Source organism: Bradyrhizobium centrolobii, assembly GCF_001641635.1.
Lineage (GTDB): Bacteria > Pseudomonadota > Alphaproteobacteria > Rhizobiales > Xanthobacteraceae > Bradyrhizobium > Bradyrhizobium centrolobii.
Genome location: NZ_LUUB01000065.1, coordinates 47,312 through 67,818, shown reverse-complemented (window position 1 = coordinate 67,818; position 20,507 = coordinate 47,312). Strand labels below are relative to the sequence as shown.

Sequence of the window (20,507 nt, the reverse complement as noted above, 5' to 3'; positions counted from 1 at the left end):
GCTCATCCGCGAACGCGGGTCGCAGGCTGATCCTGTGGTCAAGCCGCAGGCAGAGTCCAACGAACTGGCCAAGGATGGCGATCTGCCGGCCGCAATCGGAGTGTGGCCCGGGGGCTGGTCATCCAACTCACTGGCTGTGGATGACGTCCTGTCCTATCAGCGCGACCTGTGGGAACGAACGATTCTGTTCTGGCATACGCTGCGGCAGCGTGCGGACAACATGATCGCGCACGAACGGGCAGGGAAGCCGCCGCTGCTCGATTTCGACTACGAGCTTATCCTCGACGCACGCCGGTTCGAGCGACCCGTCAACTACGCGCTCCTGCGCATCACGCGTTACGGCGACAAGTGCCTGGAGGATTGTCTCGATCCGGCAAAACCGCCGGTCATGATCGTCGATCCGCGCGCGGGACACGGGCCCGGCATCGGCGGGTTCAAGCGGGAGTCCGAGGTCGGGATCGCCCTGCATGAGGGCTATCCGGTTTATTTCGTCGTGTTCTTTCCTGAGCCTTCGCCGGGCCAGACTATGGCGGACGTACTCCACACGTTGCGCCGGTTCGTGAAAGAAGTCTCCAGTCGCCACGGGGGCAAGCCACCCGTTCTCTACGGCAATTGCCAGGCGGGCTGGGCAATCGCGATCCTAGCCGCTGATTGCCAGGGGCTTGCGGGGCTGGCCGTTCTTAACGGCTCGCCGCTCTCATATTGGGCCGGAGAGTCCGGGGTTAATCCGGCGCGGGTTTCCGGTGGCCTGTTGGGCGGAGCTTGGCTTACCCATTTGACATCCGATCTCGGCGACGGCCGATTCGACGGCGCCTGGCCGGTGCAGAACTTCGAGAACCTGAAGCCGGAAGGCGTCTGGGAGAAATACGCCAACCTGTTTTCGCACATGGACACGGAGCGAGAGCGATTTCTCGAATTCGAGCGCTGGTGGATCGGCTTCTATTTCCTCAGCCGCGAGGAGATGCTCGCTATTGTCGAGAATTTGTTCATCGGAAATAGTCTCGAGCAGGGCGGGATAAGGATCTGTCCCGACTGCGTCGTCGATCTACGCCGGATTCACAATCCACTCGTCATCTTCGCCTCCTATGGCGACAATATCACGCCGCCGCATCAGGCGTTGGGTTGGATCCCGACCATCTACGCCAGCACAGACGATCTGAAGCAGGCGGGCCAGCGCATCGTCTACCTGATCAATCCGCATGTCGGCCATCTTGGTATCTTCGTGTCCGCGAGCGTCGCGCGCCTTGAGCATCGCGCGATTCTGGACAGTTTGAAGAAGATCGAAGCGCTGGCGCCTGGCCTCTACGAGATGAAGATCGACAATCCGACCGGCAATCCCGATTGCGGGCATGACGCCTATGCGGTGCGCTTCGAGGAGCGCCGCGTCGAAGATCTCAAGTTTCCGGAGAACCGGCCCGCATTCCGCCGCGTCGCGGAGGTCTCCGCTGAATTGGATCGCTTGTATTCAACCACGCTCGGAAAATGGATCGAGGCGGCCGCAACGCCGTTGTCCGCCCAGTGGCTGGAATGGCTGCACCCGATGCGCGTCAGCCGCTATATGTTCGCAACCGAATTCAATCCGTGGCTTCGCGCAATAGCGCCCACTGCAGCTTCGGTTGCGCAGGAACGCCACATCGTCCCTGACACTAACCCGCTCAAGGCTCGCGAGATCGAGGCCTTCGACGCGGTGCACGAACTCATTACGCGGACGCGCGAACTGCGCGACCAAGGTTACGAATTCTGGTTCGAGGCGCTTTACGGACAAGGTGCCGCTGCAGGCTCCGCGGCGGGCGATCCTGAGTCTCGGCCAACACTCCAACCTGCTTCCGGGAGGATAGCATGAGCGCAGTTGTAGACATGCGTGCGCGCCGTCCGGACGCGCCGCCCCAGCAACCGCTGCGGACTGAGCATGTCGAGCTTCGCATCGGCGGCATGACCTGCGCCCATTGTCCGCCGGCGATCGAGAAAGCGGCGGCGGCAGTGCCCGGAGTGACGTCGGCGAGCGTCAATCCGAGCACCAAGATTGCGCGAATCAACTACGACCCCACGCGGACCAAGATTGCCGACATCGCGCATGCGATCCGTTCGGTGGGCTATACGGTCGGAACCGCCACCATGCGCGTGCCGATCAAGAACATGCATTGCGGCTCGTGCCTGATGCGTATCGAGCTCGCTCTCCAGATGGTGCCGGGCGTTGTCGCGGCCCGAGCTAGTCTCGAGACCAACGCTGCGGATATCGAGTACCAGCCGGAGAAGGTCGATTTCCCGACCATCGGCAAGGCGATCGAATCTGCTGGTTACGATGTAGCCGAACCCAAGATCGAACCCAACGCGGAGGTGCTCGATCCTGCCGAGGCTGCCAATGAGCAGGAATACCGCACGTTGATGCGAAAATTCTGGTTCGCGGCCGCAATCTCGATACCGGTCATGGCGTTGAGCTACCCGGATCTGATGCCGGGTTTGCGCGACTGGATGCCGATGGGAAGCGAAACGCGTCGGATTGTCTGGAGCTTGTTAGGTGTGGTGAGCTTGCCGGTGATGGTCTGGGCCGGTTCGCAATTCTATACGGGAATGTGGGATGCGTTGAAGCATCGCGCGGCGAACATGCATACGCTGATCGCGATCGGCATCAGCGCCGCCTTTGCCTATTCGGTCGTCACCGTGGCGTGGCCGCAATTCTTCCCGCGCATGGCGCTTGCCGAAGTGTTCTGGGACGTGACCGACGTCGTCATTGCGTTGGTGGTCCTTGGACTTGCGCTTGAGATCAAGGCGAAGGGCCGGACTTCCCAGGCCATCAAGAAGCTCATCGGCTTGCAGGCCAAAACGGCGCGGGTCGTTCGTGAAGGCGCGGAGCGCGATATTCCGGTGGAAGAGGTGCTGGTCGAAGACGTCGTGGTGGTCCGCCCCGGCGAAAAGATCGCGGTCGACGGCGAGGTGATAGCCGGAGCGAGTGCGGTCGATGAATCGATGATCACTGGTGAATCGATTCCGGTCGAGAAGCAAGTTGGCGACGAAGTGATCGGCGGTACGCTGAACAAGACGGGTAGTGTCAAATTCAAGGCAACCAAGGTCGGCAAGGATACCGCGCTCGCAACCATCATTCGCATGGTCAAGGATGCACAGGGCTCGAAAGCCCCGATCCAGCGTGTGGTCGACACGGTTTCCGCTTACTTTGTGCCGGCAGTCATGATCCTTGCGATCCTGGCGTTCATAGCCTGGTACAATTTCGGTCCGGAGCCGCGCTTGGTTTATGCGACCATCGTGTTCGTGACCACTCTGATCATCGCCTGCCCCTGCGCGCTTGGTTTGGCGACCCCGACGTCGCTCACGGTCGGCATTGGGAAGGGGGCGGAAAACGGCATCCTGATCCGCTCCGGCGATGCCTTGCAGGCATCGGAGAAGCTCAACGCTATCATTCTGGACAAGACCGGCACGATAACCAAGGGCGAGCCCGCGCTGACAGATGTCGTCGTCACCCAGGGCGACGCCGAGGCAGAGGTTCTGCGCCTCACTGCGTCGCTGGAACGAGGTTCCGAACATCCGCTCGGAGAAGCGATCGTCAAGGGCGCGGACGCGCGCGGCCTGAAGCTGTCGGACGCCGAAGGATTTGCCGCCATTCCCGGCCATGGCGTCAGCGGCCGGATCGATGGACGCGAGGTGCTGTTCGGCAACGCCAAATTGATGCGGGACCGCGGGATTGCCATCGATATGCTGCAAAAGGATTGGGAGCGCCTTGCCGAGGAAGGCAAAACGCCGATGTACGTCGGCATCGATGGCAAGGCAGCCGGCCTGGTTGCTGTCGCCGACACCGTCAAGCCCGATTCGAAAGCCGCCATCGACGCGTTGAAGGCGTTCGGGATCGAAGTGGTCATGCTGACCGGCGACAATGAGCGCACGGGACGAGCGATTGCTCGCCAGGTCGGCATCGAGCGGGTCCTCGCCGAGGTGCTCCCCAACGACAAGGCCCATGAGGTGCAGAAGTTGCAGCTCGAAGGCAAGGCCGTCGGAATGGTGGGTGATGGCGTCAACGATGCGCCCGCGCTCGCGCAGGCCGACGTTGGCTTCGCAATCGGGACCGGTACCGACGTTGCAATCGAGGCAAGCGATGTCACTCTCATCAAAGGCAGCCTGGTCGGAGTTGTGACGGCGATCGAGATCAGCCGGGCGACCATGCGCAACGTGCGCCAGAACCTTGTCGGCGCCTTCGGCTACAATTCGCTCGGCATTCCCGTCGCCATGGGCGTGCTTTACCCGTTCATCGGCCTGTTGCTGTCGCCGCTGATCGCTGCTGCCGCCATGGCCTTCAGCTCGGTGACGGTCGTCACCAATGCCAACCGGCTTCGCCTGTTTCAGCCCCGGAGGATTGCGTCATGACCCCTGACCGTTGGATCGTCACCGTCACCGGGCTCGCGTTGATCGGGTTCATCATCTGGTTCTTCTGGCTCAAGCGCTCGACGGGATTTCGCGCCAGCGAAACGAGCGGTGGCTACCAGGAGGCAATGATCCTGGTGAAGGGCGGGTACACGCCCGACACCGTCATCGTCCAAAGCGGACGGCCCGTCCAGTTGAATTTCCGGCGGGAGGAGACGGCCTCCTGTTCGGACAAGGTGGTTTTTGCTGACTTCCAGAAGAGTGCTGATCTGCCGACGGGCCAGACAGTCGCCGTCGAGTTGCTGCCGAAGTCCGCGGGTGAGTTCGGCTTTGGCTGCCCGATGGGCATGTTCCGCGGCAAGCTCGTTGTGGAATAGCAGGCTTTACCAGAGCGCTTCGGGCCTTGATTTGGGTCAAAAGGCTCATCGGCAAGCGGTTTATCGTTTGACAATGAGGAGCGTGCGATGTCGGCGCAAGACCATTCCGGCCATCAAGAACACGTCCGATGGGGGTTGTCGATGAAATCCCGCGTCGGGCTGGTCCTGGTGGGGTTCTTGATCATCGCCGGTGCACTGCTGTTTACCGAGCATAGGGCCCACGTTCTCGGCCTCCTGATCTGGTTGCCGCTGCTCGCTTGCCCGCTCATGCACATGTTCATGCATGGTGGGCATGGTCACGGAAGCCATGGTCAACAGAGCAATGATGGGAGAGCGTGATGCACGACACAGCGCCCGCCTATGGCCTCTGGAGCCTGGTCATCGTCAACTCCGTGGTCTTCATCCTGTTCGCCTATAGCTTCTTCAAGCCGCAGACGCCCCGCGACTGGCGTTCGTTCAGCGCCTTCAGCGCGTTCCTGGTGGCACTCTTCGCGGAGATGTACGGATTTCCGCTGACCATCTACTTCCTGTCAGGCTGGCTGCAGTCTCGTTTTCCCGATGTCGACTGGTTCTCGCATGACGCGGGCCACATCCTGGAAATGATCTTCGGCTGGAAGACCAATCCCCATTTTGGTCCGTTCCACATCCTGAGCTTCATCTTCATCGCCGGCGGGTTCATCTTGATCTCCGCGGCCTGGAAGGTGCTTTACGACGCCCAGCAGACGCGAAGCCTCGCGACCACTGGGCCCTACAGTTACGTGCGGCATCCGCAGTACGTGGGTTTCATCCTGATCATGTTCGGGTTCCTGCTGCAGTGGCCCACGATCCTTACCTTGGCAATGTTCCCGGTCCTGACCGTGATGTACGTGAAGCTCGCGCACACCGAAGAGCAGGACGCCCGAGCGGAGTTCGGCGATGCCTACGACAAGTACGCGTCCGAGGTGCCGGGATTTATTCCGAAGCTCAGCCGGCTCTTCGGGCAGGAATCGAGCGGTGGGTACCGCCATGGCTAGCCGGCGAACGATAGCCGCTCTTCTGAGCGCGCTTGGCGTCGCCGGCACTTTGAGCAGCGGCGGTGTTGCCGCGGAAACCGACCAATCGAAAACCGCTGGGGGAGTGACGGTTTATCTCGGCGTCGTCCCGGCAGAAATTGTAAAAGGGCTGCCTGCGAGCGGTGCGACGGAGCGGCCGATGCACGGCGGCATTCCGAAGGGTCCGCATGAGTATCACTTCGTTGCCGCGGTCTTCGATGCGGCGAACGGCGCGCGTGTTTCGGATGCGGTTGTGACTGCGGAGGTCGCTGGTCTCGGGTTGTCCGGCAGCAAGAAGAAGCTGGAGCCGATGCAGATCGCGGGTACCACAACTTACGGCGGCTTCTTCGATCTACCCGGCTTTGATCTCTACACGGTGAAACTCACTGTCGAGCGCAGCGGGGCCAGTGCGGCTGCTCTTCAGTTCAAGTACGATCACCGCCGGTAATCGGCCATCCAGCTCAACGGATTAGCCCCCGTCGCGGGGCAGTGGGCGCGGGATAGGAACTAGCCGAGGATGAGCTCATTGCTACGGCTCTTCCGCATCGCGTTCGAGACACTGCGCTTCGCAAGCAGCTTCGCTCTTGCGCGATTGCACCTCACGCGCGGGCCGTTCAGTCCGCCCGAGCAACTCTGGTTGAGCTTTGCGCGGCTCGGGACAACCTTCATCAAATTCGGGCAGGCCCTGAGCATGCGGCGGGATATTCTTCCCGACGAATACGTTACTGCCCTGCAGTCGCTGCAAGACCATATCTCACCATTTCCAACAAAGACCGCGATCGTAGAGATCGAGCGGGGCCTTGGCCGCCCCATCAAGGAACTCTTTTCCAGTTTCGACGAGAAGCCGCTTGCTGCCGCCTCGGTCGCGCAAGTCCATGGCGCATCGCTCCACGATGGACGCCAGGTGATCGTGAAGGTGCGCCGCCCGGGCATCAAGACGCAGATCGACCGCGACATGCACGCGCTCGGCGCGGTGGCGCGGCTCGCCATCGCCCTGATCCCGCGCCTGCGGCATTACCAGCCCTTGCGGATTATCGACGAGATCTGGAGCAACCTGCGCAAGGAAATCGACTTCCGCCAGGAAGCGCGCAACATCAAGCGTTTCGTGGTGGCCTTCGCCGATTGGCCGACCATCCACATCCCGCGCGCTATCGATGGCCTTGTCAGCGAGACCGTGATCGTCCAGGAGCGCAGCAGCGGCTGCCGAATCGACGATCCCGCGATCAGGACGGAGGGGGCGCAGCTGGCCCAAAACTTCGTCGACGCGTACCTGTACCAAGTCTTTGTTCTCGGCGTGTTCCATGGCGATCCGCATCCCGGCAACATCTTCATCACGGCCGAGAAAAAAATCTGTCTCCACGATTTCGGGCTGGTTGGAATTCTTGACGGGGCCGCACGCCGCGAGCTTGCCGCTTTCGCCAGTGCCTTCATTCACCAGGACGCAGACTGGCTCCTCGACGCCGCGATTGATCTCGGCGTGCTGGGCGGGGAGATGAATCGCGCTGAATTCCGCCATGGACTGGCGGAAATCATTGCCGATTATGCGGCACGTCCAGTCAAGGATTGGTCGATGGCCGAAGCGTTCCTGAGGATTAGCCGCCTCGGCCAGGCGCAAAACGTGTTCGTCCCTTATGAGCTCATCGTGCTGATGCGTGCCATGTTCAATGCCGAGCATGCGGTGCGCACGCTGGATCCGGAGTTCGAGCTGCTGGAAAGCCTGCAGACGAAAGGGCCCGAGGTACTGAAGGCCGCGATGGAGCAGGCCGACTGGGACACCATGATCGATCGCCTGAAACACGGCACCCTGGCCGCTGTGCAAGAACTGCCGGTCTTATTGAGCTCGTGGACTCGGCGGCTGAACCGGGAAGGGGAGGGTTTGGGGCTGAGTTTGCGGCTTCACGGTCTTGAGGATTTGGAGACACACCTCGACCGCAGCAGCAACCGCATTGCGCTCGCAGTCGTCACTTTGGGTCTCTATATTGCCGGATCGCTGCTCATGCTGCATAGCGTCGGTCCGCGGCTTTACGACGACATTCCCGCTCTTGCAACGGTGGCCTATGCCTTGGCGCTATGGTTCACTCTTCGGCTGGCTCGCGGCATCTCCCGGTCAGGGCGGCTTTAGCGAGACCATACCCATCGGGGCATTTTAGTCGGGTTCCGGTCGACGCTCTCATGCCGATCAAGTTGAAAGGAAATTATTCAATCCGGCTCCGGAGTTTGCTCTAGATCAAAGCCTTGGGCGACGCGTGCCCAATGCTTCTAACCGGGAGGCGACAGGCAAGGAGCAGGTGCCATGGCACATTCCGCAGTCAAAGTGCTCAGAGACAAGCCAGCGCAACCGGCAGAGACCACCCATCCGCTGACGCACCGCTTGCTACGGAGACTTCGCTCCGAATTAGACGAGGTCTTTGATCAATTTTCCCGTCGCGTTGAAGAGTTTCCAACATTGCATCCGTTGCACCGCATCGCTGACATCGAGCGCCGGCTGCATCACGGCATGCCGCTGAGCTCCATTGTCGCGGCCGTCGATGTGGTGGAAGAAGACAAGCTGTTCCGGGTCAGCGTGGAGCTGCCGGGTGCCGAGGCAAAGGACATCGAGGTATCAGTCTCCGACCACACGCTTGTCGTCAAGGCAGCAAAGAAGAACGACAGAGAAGAGCAGGCTCAAAGCTACTATCTCCGCGAGCGCGAATACGGCTCGTTCGAACGATTCATCGAAATGCCAATCGGAGTCGACCCCGACAAGATCGCGGCGCAATTCGCCAACGGTGTGCTGACGATCGAACTGGCCAAGACCCCCGAAGCCGTCAGAAAGCACAAGAGAATTCCCGTCGAGGGCAAGTAGCCGGGACGATGGTCTCTTCGGTTCCAACTGGTTGCGTCCATGTTTGATCTCGTCCTTTCGCAGCTTGACGATCGCGATGACGTAGAGGTCGTCGAGCGTAAGGGGGCCGGCCATCCGGACACGATCTGCGATGCCCTTGCCGAGACGCTGTCCCACAGTCTCTGTCGCGAATACCAGGGCAGGTTCGGCCATGTGCTGCATCATAATGTCGATAAGGCGCTCCTGTGCGGCGGCCGGGCGATGCCGGCCTTCGGCGGCGGCGAGGTGACCGACCCTGTCAGAATCTTCCTGGCCGGACGTGCTATCACCAACGTCGGAAACGAGACAATTCCAGTCGAGGACATCGCCATTGAGGGCTCTCGAGCCTGGCTGAAGGCCAATCTCCATGCTCTGGACTCCGATCGTCACGTCCGTATCGAGGCTCTGGTTCATCAAGGCTCGCAAGATCTGCAATCGCTGTTCACTCGGGGGAACGCACAGCCAATTCCGCTTGCCAACGACACCTCGTTCGGCGTCGGCCACGCCCCGCTCAGCCCTCTTGAACGGCTCGCACTCAACATCGAGCAGCGACTGCATGAGCGCGATCGCACGCATGACCATCCGGCTTGGGGCGAAGACATCAAGATCATGGCCGTTCGAAGCGGAGGGCACCTCAAGCTCACAATCGCCTGCGCCATGATCGGGCGGTTCCTCACGGACATCGACAGCTATCTGCAACAAAAGACCGCGCTCGCCGAGTACGCTCGCGAACGCGCAAGCGAGCAGGGATTTGGGGATTGCGAGGTGGCCGTCAACGCCGCCGACGATACGGCGTCCGGCAGCATCTATCTGACCGTGACCGGGACCTCCGCGGAGGCTGGCGACGACGGGCAGGTCGGTCGGGGAAATCGCGTCAATGGTCTGATCACCCCGTGGCGGCCGATGAGCTTGGAAGCTGCCGCCGGCAAGAACCCCGTCAGCCATGTCGGCAAGATTTACAATATTCTGGCAAAGCGAATAGCCGAGACAGTGGTAACCGCCATTCCGCAAGTTTTCGCAGCGCAGTGCCTCATCGTCAGCCGCATCGGCGCGCCGGTGTCAACGCCAGCTCTAGTTCATCTCAAGCTGGCAACGCCGGACGGCTTCGCCCTGGAGCGGCTAAGAGAGGCGACTGCGGAGGTCGCGTCGGATCATCTGGGCCGGATTCCGGAACTGGTCGGCGAACTCGTCGCCGGGAAAATCGCCGTTTTCTGAACTGCGGATCCATGAAACCGAGCCAATCTAAAGGACTGGCCTGATCTAAATCAATCCAGAGTCATCCGAACGGAGCATTAATTGCATGACCCTCCAGGCGGGGGAGGACATAATGCGCGTTTTCTGGATGTCCATTGCGGCTGCGGCTGTAATCGCGATTGCAGCGGTGTACATCCTCGATGGAAGTTGGCAGCAGACCTCGGATACAGCGTTTACGTCCGCAACGAACGTGCGTTTTCCTCACCAGGAGAATAGCCACAACCTGGTTGGTAAGACTTGGGAGTCTGCTAGGGATCATTAGCGTCAACCGTCGGGGCGTGCGCTTTGAGTGCGGCGTTGAGCAATCGCCATGACAAGCTCTGTCTTCACGGCAAACGCTTTGACGAAGACCTACATCTCCGGCGAGATGCAGGTGCATGCTCTGACCAACGTCGACCTCGAGATTGCTGAGAAGGAAGTCGTTGTCCTTCTCGGACCGTCGGGGAGCGGCAAGACGACCTTGCTCAATATCATGGGCGGGCTCGACCATCCGACGAGTGGCAGGCTGTTTTTCCGGGACCTCGAGCTCACCCGGCTCGACGACCGCGAACTCACAAGCTACCGACGCCAGCACGTGGGCTTCGTGTTCCAGTTCTACAATCTCGTACCCAGCCTCACCGCCTATGAGAACGTCGCGCTGGTCACCGAGATCGCCGACCGTCCGATGCGCCCTGACGAGGCGCTTTCCCTGGTCGGGCTCGAAGCACGGATGCACAATTTTCCCGCCCAGCTTTCCGGCGGCGAGCAGCAGCGGGTCGCTATTGCCCGCGCGATCGCTAAACGTCCCGCCGTGCTGCTCTGCGACGAGCCGACCGGCGCGCTGGATTCCAAGACAGGGATTCGCGTCATCGAAGCGCTGCTCGGCGTCAACCGCCAGCTCGGTACCACCACACTGATCATTACTCATAATGCCAGCATTCAGACCGTCGCCGATCGTGTGCTGTTCTTCACAGATGGTCGCATTTCGAGCGAACGCAGGAACGAGAAACGCGCTGCGACAGCCGAACTTGCCTGGTGAATGTCATGCGAGCCCTCGATCTCAAGCTGTTTCGCGATTTGACCAGGCTTTGGGCCCAGGCGCTTGCGATCTCACTCGTCATTGCGGGCGCTGTGGCAACACTGGTGCTCGCGGTCGGCTCGATTCGATCCCTGGTGGAAACGCGCGACGCCTATTACGAACGAAATCAATTTGCCGATGTCTTTGCGCAGGTCAAACGCGCGCCGAAGAAGCTCCTCGAACAGATCGAGGAAATTCCTGGCGTCGCCACTGCCGAAGCTCGCATCGTCAAGCTTGCTCTACTGGACATGCCGGATTCCCGCGAGCCGGTGACGGGACAATTCATTTCGCTTCCCGACGAGCCCGAACAGCATCTGAATCGCATCTATCTGCGTTCAGGCCGGACGCCCGAGCTTGGAAGGGCTGAAGAGGTCGTGGTCTATGACGGTTTTGCCGTGGCCCACGACTTGGGGCTCGGATCCCGCTTCTCTGCGATTCTCAATGGCCGCAAGCAAGAACTCATCGTCGTCGGCACGGCGCTGTCGCCGGAATTCATCTACACGATAGGTCCCGGCGAGACCATCACCGACAACCGCCGTTTCGGCATCATCTGGATGTCCGAAAAGGCTCTCGCCAACGTTTATAACCTGGACGGCGCATTCTCTTCGGTGACGGTCAAGCTCCTGCGCGATGCTTCGGAATCCGAGGTCATCAAGCGTCTGGATGGATTGCTAGACCCGTATGGCGGCCAAGCCGCTTACGGGCGGAAAGACCTCCCATCTCATGCATGGGGTGAACACGGGCTCGACATGCTCCGCAACATGAGCAGGACGTTGCCTGCAATATTTCTGGTCGTCGCAATCTTCCTCATCAATCAATGGCTCAACCGCATCGTCACGCTGGACCGCGAGCAGATCGGGCTCCTGAAGGCGCTGGGCTACCGGAATATCAGCATTGCCGCGCACTACCTGAAGTTCGTGCTCGTGCTGGTCGCTATTGGTACGGTGATCGGCGGCATCGCTGGCACCTGGCTGGGGGCCTACGTCACCGGGATGTATGGAAGGCTGCTCAACCTTCCGTTCCTGATCTTCATCAGAAGCCCGGATCTCTACGTGTTGGGCGGCGCTCTCAGCCTGGTTGCCGGGATCGCAGGTGCCGTTCGCGCTTTGCGCGCGGTCACGACCCTGCCACCGGCCGTTGCGATGCAACCGCCGGCGCCGCAACGGTTCCGACATGTGTTGCCGGCAGCATTGGCGATCGACAGGCTCGCCTCGCAGCGGACCATGATGATGTTGCGCAACGTCTCCCATCATCCGGTCCGGGCTGTCTTCACCATGCTGGGCATGGCGCTCGCAACCGCGATCATCATCGTGTCGCAGTTCCTGATCGACACCACCGAAGACCTGATCAACGTGACCTATTTCATTTCCGAGCGGCAGGCGGCGTCGGTCAGCTTTGCCGAGAAGCGCCCGCTCAACGTTGTCAATCAGATCGCCCGGCTTCCCGGCGTGCTGACAGCCGAACCTTACCGGGAGCTTCCCGTGCGCATCCGAAACGGCAGCGTCGAACGCCGGATTCTGATCAGCGGCCGGCCGCGCGATGCTGACCTTCGCCGAATCATCAATGCCGATTTGCATGCCGTTACGTTGCCGAAGAACGGGATTGCCATCTCGGCCTGGCTCGCCGGGATCCTGGGGGTGCATGTTGGCGATTTCGTCGAGGTGGATCTCCTGGAAGGACAGCGGCGCACGGAGTCTCTACCGGTTGCCGTGTTGATCGAGGATTTCTTTGGCATTCAGGGCATGATGGACCTCGAGAGCCTCGCACGGCTGATGCGCGAGGCGCCAACTGTGACCTCCGTCAGCGTGATGCTCGACGATGACAAGAGCGATCTCTTCTACAGGACGGTCAAGTCGATGCCGGCCGTCAGCGGCGTGGGCGTACAGCGGCTTTCGTTGGTGAACTATCGAACCTTGCTCGCCCCGATCGAGACGAGCATGGCTACGATCTATTCGGGGTTTGCCGCGCTGATCGCGTTCGGCGTGGTGTACAGCAGCTCGCGAATCTTGCTTTCGGAACGGGCACGTGAGCTCGCCAGCCTCCGTGTGCTTGGCTTCGGCCGTGGTGAAGTGCTGGTTATCCTCCTGATGGAACTCGGGCTGCTTACGCTGCTCGCGCAGCCATTTGGCTGGGGCGCCGGTTACCTGCTGGCGTGGTTCATGAGATTCAATCTTGCAGGCGAGGTCATGCGGGGGCGCCTGATCATCGAACATTCGAGCTACGCGTTTGCCAGCGGAATCGTGCTCGCCGCAGCGGTGATTTCAGCATTGGTCGTGCGTAATCGGGTCAATCAGCTCGACCTTGTTGCGGTTCTCAAGACACGAGACTGAACCATGAGCAACATTTGGATCAAGCGGGCGGCATGGAGCGGAGCGATCGGCGTTGGTCTCGCCGGCCTTGTCTGGTTTGCCTGGCCGCGACCCACCCTTGTGGATGTCGCGACCGTAGCCAGAGGACCGATGGAGGTCACGGTCGATGACGACGGCAAGACCAACGTGCGCCACGTCTACACTGTTTCGGCGCCCGTCGCCGGAAAGGTCTTGAGGATCTCGCATCCGACGGGCGAACAGGGGCCTTCCCTCCATGTTGGCGACGAAGTGGTCGCCAATCAGACGGTCATCGCCTTGATGCAGCCGGCCCTTCCCAGCTTCATTGATGTGCGCTCGCACGATCAGCTCGCGGCCGAGGTATTGGCTGCCGATGCCGCCATCCAGCAACAGGAAGCCGAAGTGAAGCGGCTCGAGGCCGCGCTCGACTTCTCCCGGACAGAATTCCAGCGCGCCGAGACGCTCTCCCGGACGCAGTCCATCTCTGTCCAGGCGTTCGACAAGGCCAAGTTCGACGTGGCGACCAATGACGCGAGTCTCGCGAGCGCGCGCGCTCAGGTCGAAGTCCGGCGCGCCTTACGCGCAAGTTTGGCCGCCCGCTTGATCGACCCCGCCGGCGTCCCGCCGTCGGCGGAGCCCACGTGCTGCGTTCGGGTGCTTGCGCCGGCAAGCGGGCGGGTGCTGAAGATCGTGCAGGATAGCGAGGCGACGGTCCTGCCCGGAGCGCCGCTGGTCGAGATCGGTAATCCCCTCGATCTTGAGATAGTCGCCGATCTGCTTTCCACCGATGCGGTGCAGATCAAGGTAGGCGCGCTGGTGCGGATTGATGGCTGGGGTGGTTCAACGATAAAGGGGAAGGTGGTCCGAGTTGATCCGGCAGGTTTCCTCAAGGTGTCCGCGCTCGGCATCGAGGAGCAGCGGGTCCGCGTCACCATCGACTTCGTCGATCCGCCGGAAGCTTGGTCGCGACTTGGCCATGACTATCGGGTCATTGTGCATATCGTGACCTGGAGCGGGGACGATGCATTGACCGTGCCGGTCAGTGCGTTGTTTCGAAAGGGCGATGACTGGGCAGTGTTTGTGATCGAGAACGGGCGCGCGCAGACGACTATCGTGAAGATCGGACATCGGAACAATCGCATAGCCGAGGGCGTAGCGGGGCTGCCGGCCGGAACCCAGGTGGTGGTGCATCCAAGCGACAGGGTTAGCGACAGGACCAGAGTGGCTCAACGTCCGACGCAATGAAGAAATGAGGAAGTTTGCAGAGGCGCCCAAGTGGCCGAGCTTCGCTCTGATATCGATGATTTCACACGGCGCGATCTTGCGCTTCTCGGCAAGACTAGGCCGGTGCTCACAACCGGGACCGTCGGGCCGGCCGTGATCGTCATCCATGAGGTCTATGGCTTCACCCCTACCTTGGCGCGGTTCTGCCGCTGGGTTCGAGACGCCGGGTTTTGCGTCTATGCGCCGGTGCTGTTCGGAAGCGTCGACGCGAGCAACCCCGAGCGGATCCTACCGAGCCGCCTGTTTGGCCTGTGCATCTCGCGGGAGTTCTATCTGTTTGCGGCCGGCAAAAGCAGTCCAGTCGTCGAATGGCTGAAGGAGCTTGCCCGGCTCGCGCATCGCGAATGCGGCGAACTTGGCGTTGGCGCCATTGGCATGTGTCTCACCGGCACTTTGGCCCTGGCCATGGCTGTTGAGCCGGACGTGTTTGCGCCCGTGGTCGCCCAGCCCGGCCTGCCGTCGCATAAACCCGCGGCGATCGACGTGTCGGCCGCCGACCTGACCATTATCCGCGGTCGCGTTGAAAGGGAGGGCCTCCTCGTGCGCGGCTACCGGTTCGAAGGCGACAAATTCTGCCGGGCCGAGCGGTTCGAGACGCTACAGCGGGAGCTGGGCAAGGGTTTCGTCGGCACCACCTTGCCGGACAGTGCGGCCAATCCAAAGGGACGGAAGCCGCCGCACAGCCTGTTCACGACCGAACTCATTGACGCGGCGGGGCAGCCGACGCGCGCGGCTGTCGACGAAGTGATTGGATTCTTTCGCGAAAGGCTGCCCTCTCCGGTGAAGGTGTATCCATAATCCCCGGGGGCGCATCTCTGTCGCGGGGCAAAAATGGCGAAAAATCTGTTGCCCCGAAAGGCTGCTCCTATCGGAGGGTCGACGCGAAGTCACGGCGCCACCGAAGCGGCACCGCGCCCTATTGGTTCAGCTCCGGCGCTCGGCTTAAAAAGCACCTGATCTTCAGTCACGGACGATACGAGTTGCCAGTCAGCCTTTCCGCTTGACAGAGACCCTCTTGACCTTTGCTTGAGCCTTGGAGCCGTCCGGCGGACAGCAGGCTTTGCTCACGTCCGCTACGACCAGATTGCAGAGCTCCGGATGGCTGTCACAGCACTCGTTGACCAGAAAACCTATCAGCGCCCGCATGCCCTCGACGTTTGACCGGTAGATGATAGTGCGTCCCTCGCGGGTGCTGCGGAGCAGCCCGGCCCGTGCGTTACCCCTCAGTTGGGAAAGTTGGGCTAGCTTGAACGAAGCAAAGCTGGAGTTTCGATCCGCGCGCGCATATCGCGCTGTAAAATAAGGAAAATCTGGCGCACCCGACACGATTCGAACGTGTGACCTTTGCTAGGGCAGCGGTCCTATGCTACCAATCGCGGAACAACTCTTTCCACCAATCGCAAGAATCGGGCGTTGCGAGCCCCCGCAACCAACACGATGTGAAGAACCCAGCAATCTCAATAGATTGCTAGGTTTTGTTTTCGAGAGCTGAATGCCTAACGGCCCGTAAAGACGATGGCGGGATCGAGCGTAAGGACAGGCCGCGCACTGATTGCTGCGGCGACCACGCTGACTATGACGACCATCACGCTGCTGACGAGCGGGGTGAACCACATCATTCGGAATGGATACTCGGCTTCCACCGCAAACTGACTGGCAATGGCGCACAGGCCGAGGCCTAGGCCCGTTCCAAGCAAAGCGCTCAGGGCAACTTGAACGAAAATCATCGCAAGGAGCATTCGCGATGACGCGCCCATTGCCTTGAACACTGCGTATTGCCTGAGGTTTTCCGTCGTGAACATGTAGAGCATGATGCCGGTCACTCCGAATCCGACCGACATTGCGAGTGTCAGCATCGCCGCGATATCGCCGACATCTTCGGAGTTTTCCAGAAACCAACTCACCGTGTCGGCCTTGAAGTCGTCCGAAGTTCGTGCCCGCAGTCCGGTTCTGGCCTCGATCAGGGCAGCGAGATCGCTTGCCGCAACGCCCGGCGCAGCGCTCACAAGCACGAAGGTCATCCGGCGGCGCTCCGGCAACAGAATGCGAGAAGCGTTGGAATAGGTCGTGTACAGCAACGGCCTCGGCGGGAAGCGCGGCAGCGCCTCGGACTTGCCGACAACCGTCACATGGTGATCGTTGACCAGGAGCTCGTCGCCGACAGTGAGCGACCGGGTCGGCACATCCAGACGCGGTCCGCCTCCCGGCCACTGGTCGGCCGGGCGAAGCGGGGTCTGCAACTTGCCGCTGGTTCCTCCAGGGTCGGCGATCACCGAATCCGGCGTACGCAACGCCGCGGGCACCACGCCGTCTTTCGGAGGCGGAACACCGGCGAGGGTGGCGTCATCGACCCCGATGACCTGGAAGGATTGAAACTGGCCGTTCGCGAAGCGCACCTCGGCAGTGCCCAAGGCCATCGGGACGGCCGAGCGTACACCTTCGATGCTGCGCACGCGGTCGAGCGCGGAAGCCGCCATGTTGGTTGTTTTCTCGACGGAGCGCACCGCCGGATCCATGACCCACACGTCGACCGTCGGGTTCTCGCTGATGAGGGCAAAACCCCGCGTCATGAAGCCGGTGAAGTAAGACGCAGCAAATGTAACCAAGAAGGACGTGAAGGCGATGCCGAACACCAGCCCGGCATATTTGGCGCGGTCGCCCATGAGCATCTTGACGGCAACCCGCAGCATCTACCGGCTTGCCTCCCGCGGTTTCGCCGCAGTCGTACGCCCGGGCGAAGCTTCAACCGCCGCGGCGGGGGCGTCGATATAGACGTTCATACGCTGGCCGATGTAGATCGGCAATTCGCCGCGCTCGAAGCTGTAGATCACTTGCAGCACGCGCGTATCGGTGCGCTCGGTGCTCTCCCCGGTCAGCGACACTTTCGGAACTGCATAAGGTTCGATCCGTTCAAACCTGAGCTGTACCTTCAGGTCCGGATTGCCTGGCACGTATGCAACTGCGGCTGCCGTAGGCTTCACCCGCCAGGCGTCGTTCTCGTTGACGTCTACACGCACGTGCAAGCGCGTATCGTCGCCCAAGAGCATGAGCGGCGGGTTCACTACGCCGCTCTGCGCGTATTCACCGGGATGGATCTTGATCTGTAGGATACGGCCGGCCAGAGGGGCGCGAATGATGCGCCGTTCGATCTCGACCTTCAGCTGTTCGACCTGAGCGTTTGCAGATGCGAGAATAGCGTCGTCGATGCCGACGTCGAACCGGCGGTTGGCCAGGTCCACAGCGCTGATCGAACTGCCCCTGGTGAGGCCTTCGCCAACTTCAAGCAGATTCCTGGCTTTCGCCAGCGTCGCTTCGCCTTCTCGGACTTTCGCTCGAGCGACCAGGAGTTGGCCTTGCACGTCGCGGTCGTCGATCTTGAACAGGACATCTCCGCTCTTGACGCGGTCACCCCATTTCACGGCGATTGCCGTGACGATCCCAGAGACGGGCGTCCCGATGGCGATGTTTTCGGAACTCGCTTCGACGATGCCCGCGCCGGCCACGGAGGTCGCAAACGGTGACACCGCAGGATTGACTACCGTGGACGCGCCCCGAGGCGTGCGCTCACCGAGCATGACCGCAGCAATGGCGAGGCCTAACCCGACGACCGCCAAGAGCGGAAGAAGCATTCGACGAGTCATAGCGCGGATGCCCCGTTGGTTACCTCGATGATTTTTCCGTCGTCCATATGCGCAATACGGTCGGCGAACTGAAAGATGCGCGGATCATGGGTGACGACGATAAGCGCACGGTCGTGCTTTTTGCCTGCACCGCGGAGCACATCCATGACTGCAACGCCGGTGTCGTGATCGAGATTGCTGGTCGGTTCGTCGCAGACGATCAGTTTCGGGTCATGAACCAGGGCACGGGCGATGGCGACGCGCTGCTGCTGGCCGCCGCTCAGCTCGCTTGGCAGCACATTCGGGCGCGAACCGAGACCGACCGCCTCGATCGCCTCGCGCGCCCTGCTCTCCGCCATTTTTTGCGGAGTTCCATTAATCAGCAATGGTATCGCTACGTTTTCGACAGCAGAGAGGCTGGGGAGGAGGTTGAACATCTGGAATACGAACCCGATCTGTCCGCCCCGGAGCGTAGCGCGTTCCGTCTCATTCATGCGCTGGAGGTCATGGCCCAGCACGATGCACTCACCGGAATCCTGGCTGAGAATAGCACCGATAATCGAAATCAGCGTCGTCTTGCCGCACCCGGAGGGGCCGACCACCATCAGAAGCTCACCCTCGCGCACATCGAGGTCGACACCGCGCAGCGCCGTTACCTTGGCGTCACCGCTGCCGTAGCTCTTGACCAGACTCCTACACCGGACGGCGAGACTATTGTTCGATCCCATCGTAGTAAGTCCCGAGGGCAGGCAGATCGCCATTTTACAAGATACTTGTGATCAACCGGTCGGCTCGCGTTCCCTCCCAGTAGACTGCGCGGACGAGGAAAGCCGCGACGATCCCGGTCAAGGCTCCGCCGAGAACATCACTCGCGTAGTGGGTTCCAATATAGACGCGGGAGGCCGTCACCAGCACGGCGGCGGCCAGGAACCAGAGGCCAGGGCGTCGCATCCCATGCAACAGGAAGGCGGCCGCAATTGCGAACGTGGCCGTCGCGTGATCGGAAGGAAAAGAGGGATCGTTGCTTGGGGCGACCAGGAGGTGAGTGACGCCGCTGTCGTATGGACGCATGCGATGCGCAAATAACAAGATGAGTTGGTTGAGTGCCAGGCCGAGGAGAAAGGAGAGTCCTGCCGCGACCAGGACGTGCCGGGTTTGCGGCCGGCCGGTTCTCCGCCACCATTGTCCGGCCACAGCAAGCACGAGGAGCGGGACGCCCATCGCCGAGACCCACACCATCAGAAAATCGATTGCGGTGCTCGCTCCAGCGAGGTTGTTGATTGCGTGTGTGGCTGCAGCGTCAAGTTCGTACATCGGAAAATCCGGATTCTGGCTTCAAAGTGCGACCCCCATGCAGCCTTCAATGAGTGGCGCCCAGATGCTGGCCGGAATGCCGTGGCGTGTCGCTGAGGTACGGTTGTCTCGGATGTCGTCGCGCCCACTCTGTGCCCTTCATCGGTTCTCGTCGTGGGCGTCGAAGACGCGCTGGGCGTAGCTGTCGAGCAGCGCCTCGCAGGCGCGTAAGCGCGCTGCGGCTTCCTCGGCCAAGGGCGCACCGTAGAAATCAAGCTTCTTTATCTTCTCAAGCCAGCCCTGGAGCTTCTTCAGGTCGGTGTCCTCCTCCTCGAGTTCCGCATAGGTGAATTTGTTGATTGCGATTTCCTTGGCGATCTCCTTCTCGAAATCCGCGCACCGCCCCAGGAACTCGCGATATTGCTCGTCACGGTCGACTTTGAAGCGCGCCACGACTTTCTCTTCCTGGGCATGATCGAGAGCGATCGTCTCCAGGATCACAGCCTCACCGCCCATCCCCGAGATGTCGTTCTCCAGCATCTTCAGTCGGCGAACATGGTCGTCGGTCTTCGGCAGGAGGCAGACGCCGTTCTGTAGATAGACCGCTCCCATCCCCTTCAGCCGGCGCCATAGCGCGATGCGCTTGGTGGTAGGCTCAGAGGGCACTTTGTACGTCAGGAGTAGCCACGATGGAGAAACCATTGCTCTATATTAATGCAACGATCGTTACAATTCAATTAGAACAGATCGTGTCCGACTACGTTAACGGAAGGTGCCTAGTTTGTACCCCTCATACTCGTACGGGCGGGGCGAGGGTGGGCCCGCTTCAAGCACCACCGCTAATTTACCAATGACGGCGCGAAAGAACCATTTCGCAGAGATGGGGTGTTGCGCCTCCAGGATGTGAAACCTACGGGGGGTTCGAACAAGCGACGGGTTCCGGCACGCCATTAGGATGCTTCCCAGCGAGCCAGGCTGCGCAGGGCTCCCGCGATTGTGGGTTTCGCGATGTAGCGAACCTCCGCCATCG

At 61.0% G+C, this 20,507-nt stretch carries 18 protein-coding genes; 13 read left to right on the top strand and 5 right to left on the bottom strand.

Translation table 11 applies throughout. The annotated features are described in order from the left end of the window. Positions 1–34: 34 nt before the first annotated feature. From AYJ54_RS21505 to AYJ54_RS21440, 13 genes are all read left to right on the top strand, one after another. Positions 35–1,843 carry a DUF3141 domain-containing protein gene (locus tag AYJ54_RS21505; protein ID WP_430641440.1) on the top strand — a complete coding sequence of 603 codons (1,809 nt, stop codon included), beginning with the start codon at positions 35–37 and terminating at the stop codon, positions 1,841–1,843. Next, a complete protein-coding gene (locus AYJ54_RS21500) occupies positions 1,840–4,374 on the top strand; it encodes a heavy metal translocating P-type ATPase (RefSeq protein ID WP_082905776.1) in 2,535 nt (844 codons plus the stop codon). The genes AYJ54_RS21505 and AYJ54_RS21500 overlap by 4 nt, the downstream gene beginning before the upstream one ends. Next, entirely contained in the window at positions 4,371–4,748 is a 378-nt protein-coding gene (locus AYJ54_RS21495) for a cupredoxin domain-containing protein (protein WP_063701929.1), read from the top strand. The genes AYJ54_RS21500 and AYJ54_RS21495 overlap by 4 nt, the downstream gene beginning before the upstream one ends. An 87-nt stretch (positions 4,749–4,835) precedes the next feature. Beyond that, a complete protein-coding gene (locus AYJ54_RS21490) occupies positions 4,836–5,087 on the top strand; it encodes a DUF2933 domain-containing protein (protein ID WP_063701927.1) in 252 nt (83 codons plus the stop codon). Further along, positions 5,087–5,761 (top strand): methyltransferase family protein, encoded by a 675-nt coding sequence (locus tag AYJ54_RS21485; protein ID WP_063701925.1) that lies wholly within the window; start codon positions 5,087–5,089, stop codon positions 5,759–5,761. Before AYJ54_RS21490 ends, AYJ54_RS21485 begins: the two co-directional genes overlap by 1 nt. Further along, on the top strand, positions 5,742–6,227 hold the full coding sequence (locus AYJ54_RS21480; protein WP_245329091.1) for a hypothetical protein: 486 nt from the start codon (positions 5,742–5,744) through the stop codon (positions 6,225–6,227). The genes AYJ54_RS21485 and AYJ54_RS21480 overlap by 20 nt, the downstream gene beginning before the upstream one ends. A 69-nt stretch (positions 6,228–6,296) precedes the next feature. Then, positions 6,297–7,901 carry an ABC1 kinase family protein gene (locus AYJ54_RS21475; protein WP_063701921.1) on the top strand — a complete coding sequence of 535 codons (1,605 nt, stop codon included), beginning with the start codon at positions 6,297–6,299 and terminating at the stop codon, positions 7,899–7,901. Between the two features lie 171 nt (positions 7,902–8,072). After that, positions 8,073–8,624, top strand: coding sequence for an Hsp20/alpha crystallin family protein (locus AYJ54_RS21470; protein WP_063701919.1), 552 nt, complete (start codon positions 8,073–8,075; stop codon positions 8,622–8,624). 39 nt (positions 8,625–8,663) lie between these two features. Continuing rightward, positions 8,664–9,857 carry a methionine adenosyltransferase gene (locus AYJ54_RS21465; protein ID WP_063701917.1) on the top strand — a complete coding sequence of 398 codons (1,194 nt, stop codon included), beginning with the start codon at positions 8,664–8,666 and terminating at the stop codon, positions 9,855–9,857. A gap of 349 nt (positions 9,858–10,206) precedes the next feature. Then, the gene (locus AYJ54_RS21455) at positions 10,207–10,914 is read left to right on the top strand and encodes an ABC transporter ATP-binding protein (RefSeq protein ID WP_063701914.1); all 708 of its coding nucleotides are present in this window, start codon (positions 10,207–10,209) and stop codon (positions 10,912–10,914) included. Between the two features lie 92 nt (positions 10,915–11,006). Continuing rightward, positions 11,007–13,283, top strand: coding sequence for an ABC transporter permease (locus tag AYJ54_RS21450; RefSeq protein ID WP_347337222.1), 2,277 nt, complete (start codon positions 11,007–11,009; stop codon positions 13,281–13,283). A 3-nt stretch (positions 13,284–13,286) separates the two neighbouring features. Continuing rightward, a complete protein-coding gene (locus AYJ54_RS21445) occupies positions 13,287–14,525 on the top strand; it encodes an efflux RND transporter periplasmic adaptor subunit (RefSeq protein WP_063701910.1) in 1,239 nt (412 codons plus the stop codon). A gap of 30 nt (positions 14,526–14,555) precedes the next feature. After that, positions 14,556–15,362: a dienelactone hydrolase family protein gene (locus tag AYJ54_RS21440; protein ID WP_063701908.1), complete on the top strand. Its 807-nt coding sequence runs from the start codon at positions 14,556–14,558 to the stop codon at positions 15,360–15,362. Between the two features lie 698 nt (positions 15,363–16,060). Here the strand turns inward: AYJ54_RS21440 and AYJ54_RS21435 are convergent. The 5 genes from AYJ54_RS21435 to AYJ54_RS21415 all read right to left on the bottom strand — a co-directional run bounded on the left by AYJ54_RS21435 (position 16,061) and on the right by AYJ54_RS21415 (position 20,179). Further along, complete coding sequence (locus tag AYJ54_RS21435; RefSeq protein ID WP_063701907.1) at positions 16,061–17,254, bottom strand: ABC transporter permease; 1,194 nt, start codon at positions 17,252–17,254, stop codon at positions 16,061–16,063. Beyond that, positions 17,255–18,193 carry an efflux RND transporter periplasmic adaptor subunit gene (locus tag AYJ54_RS21430; RefSeq protein ID WP_245329090.1) on the bottom strand — a complete coding sequence of 313 codons (939 nt, stop codon included), beginning with the start codon at positions 18,191–18,193 and terminating at the stop codon, positions 17,255–17,257. Between the two features lie 8 nt (positions 18,194–18,201). After that, positions 18,202–18,912 carry an ABC transporter ATP-binding protein gene (locus AYJ54_RS21425; RefSeq protein ID WP_063702094.1) on the bottom strand — a complete coding sequence of 237 codons (711 nt, stop codon included), beginning with the start codon at positions 18,910–18,912 and terminating at the stop codon, positions 18,202–18,204. A gap of 34 nt (positions 18,913–18,946) precedes the next feature. Further along, positions 18,947–19,498 (bottom strand): phosphatase PAP2 family protein, encoded by a 552-nt coding sequence (locus AYJ54_RS21420; RefSeq protein ID WP_063701903.1) that lies wholly within the window; start codon positions 19,496–19,498, stop codon positions 18,947–18,949. Positions 19,499–19,636: 138 nt separating this feature from the next. Beyond that, on the bottom strand, positions 19,637–20,179 hold the full coding sequence (locus AYJ54_RS21415; protein WP_063701901.1) for a Chromate resistance protein ChrB: 543 nt from the start codon (positions 20,177–20,179) through the stop codon (positions 19,637–19,639). Positions 20,180–20,507: the final 328 nt, after the last annotated feature.

Excerpts from the sequence above, each read along its gene's own strand:
- AYJ54_RS21455 (WP_063701914.1), top strand. The coding sequence starts at position 10,207 with ATGACAAGCTCTGTCTTCACGGCAAACGCTTTGACGAAGACCTACATC.
- AYJ54_RS21435 (WP_063701907.1), bottom strand. The coding sequence starts at position 17,254 with ATGCTGCGGGTTGCCGTCAAGATGCTCATGGGCGACCGCGCCAAATAT.
- AYJ54_RS21420 (WP_063701903.1), bottom strand. The coding sequence starts at position 19,498 with ATGTACGAACTTGACGCTGCAGCCACACACGCAATCAACAACCTCGCT.
- AYJ54_RS21475 (WP_063701921.1), top strand. The coding sequence starts at position 6,297 with ATGAGCTCATTGCTACGGCTCTTCCGCATCGCGTTCGAGACACTGCGC.
- AYJ54_RS21465 (WP_063701917.1), top strand. The coding sequence starts at position 8,664 with ATGTTTGATCTCGTCCTTTCGCAGCTTGACGATCGCGATGACGTAGAG.
- AYJ54_RS21485 (WP_063701925.1), top strand. The coding sequence starts at position 5,087 with ATGCACGACACAGCGCCCGCCTATGGCCTCTGGAGCCTGGTCATCGTC.
- AYJ54_RS21415 (WP_063701901.1), bottom strand. The coding sequence starts at position 20,179 with ATGGTTTCTCCATCGTGGCTACTCCTGACGTACAAAGTGCCCTCTGAG.
- AYJ54_RS21500 (WP_082905776.1), top strand. The coding sequence starts at position 1,840 with ATGAGCGCAGTTGTAGACATGCGTGCGCGCCGTCCGGACGCGCCGCCC.
- AYJ54_RS21470 (WP_063701919.1), top strand. The coding sequence starts at position 8,073 with ATGGCACATTCCGCAGTCAAAGTGCTCAGAGACAAGCCAGCGCAACCG.
- AYJ54_RS21425 (WP_063702094.1), bottom strand. The coding sequence starts at position 18,912 with ATGGGATCGAACAATAGTCTCGCCGTCCGGTGTAGGAGTCTGGTCAAG.
- AYJ54_RS21445 (WP_063701910.1), top strand. The coding sequence starts at position 13,287 with ATGAGCAACATTTGGATCAAGCGGGCGGCATGGAGCGGAGCGATCGGC.
- AYJ54_RS21495 (WP_063701929.1), top strand. The coding sequence starts at position 4,371 with ATGACCCCTGACCGTTGGATCGTCACCGTCACCGGGCTCGCGTTGATC.
- AYJ54_RS21490 (WP_063701927.1), top strand. The coding sequence starts at position 4,836 with ATGTCGGCGCAAGACCATTCCGGCCATCAAGAACACGTCCGATGGGGG.
- AYJ54_RS21430 (WP_245329090.1), bottom strand. The coding sequence starts at position 18,193 with ATGCTTCTTCCGCTCTTGGCGGTCGTCGGGTTAGGCCTCGCCATTGCT.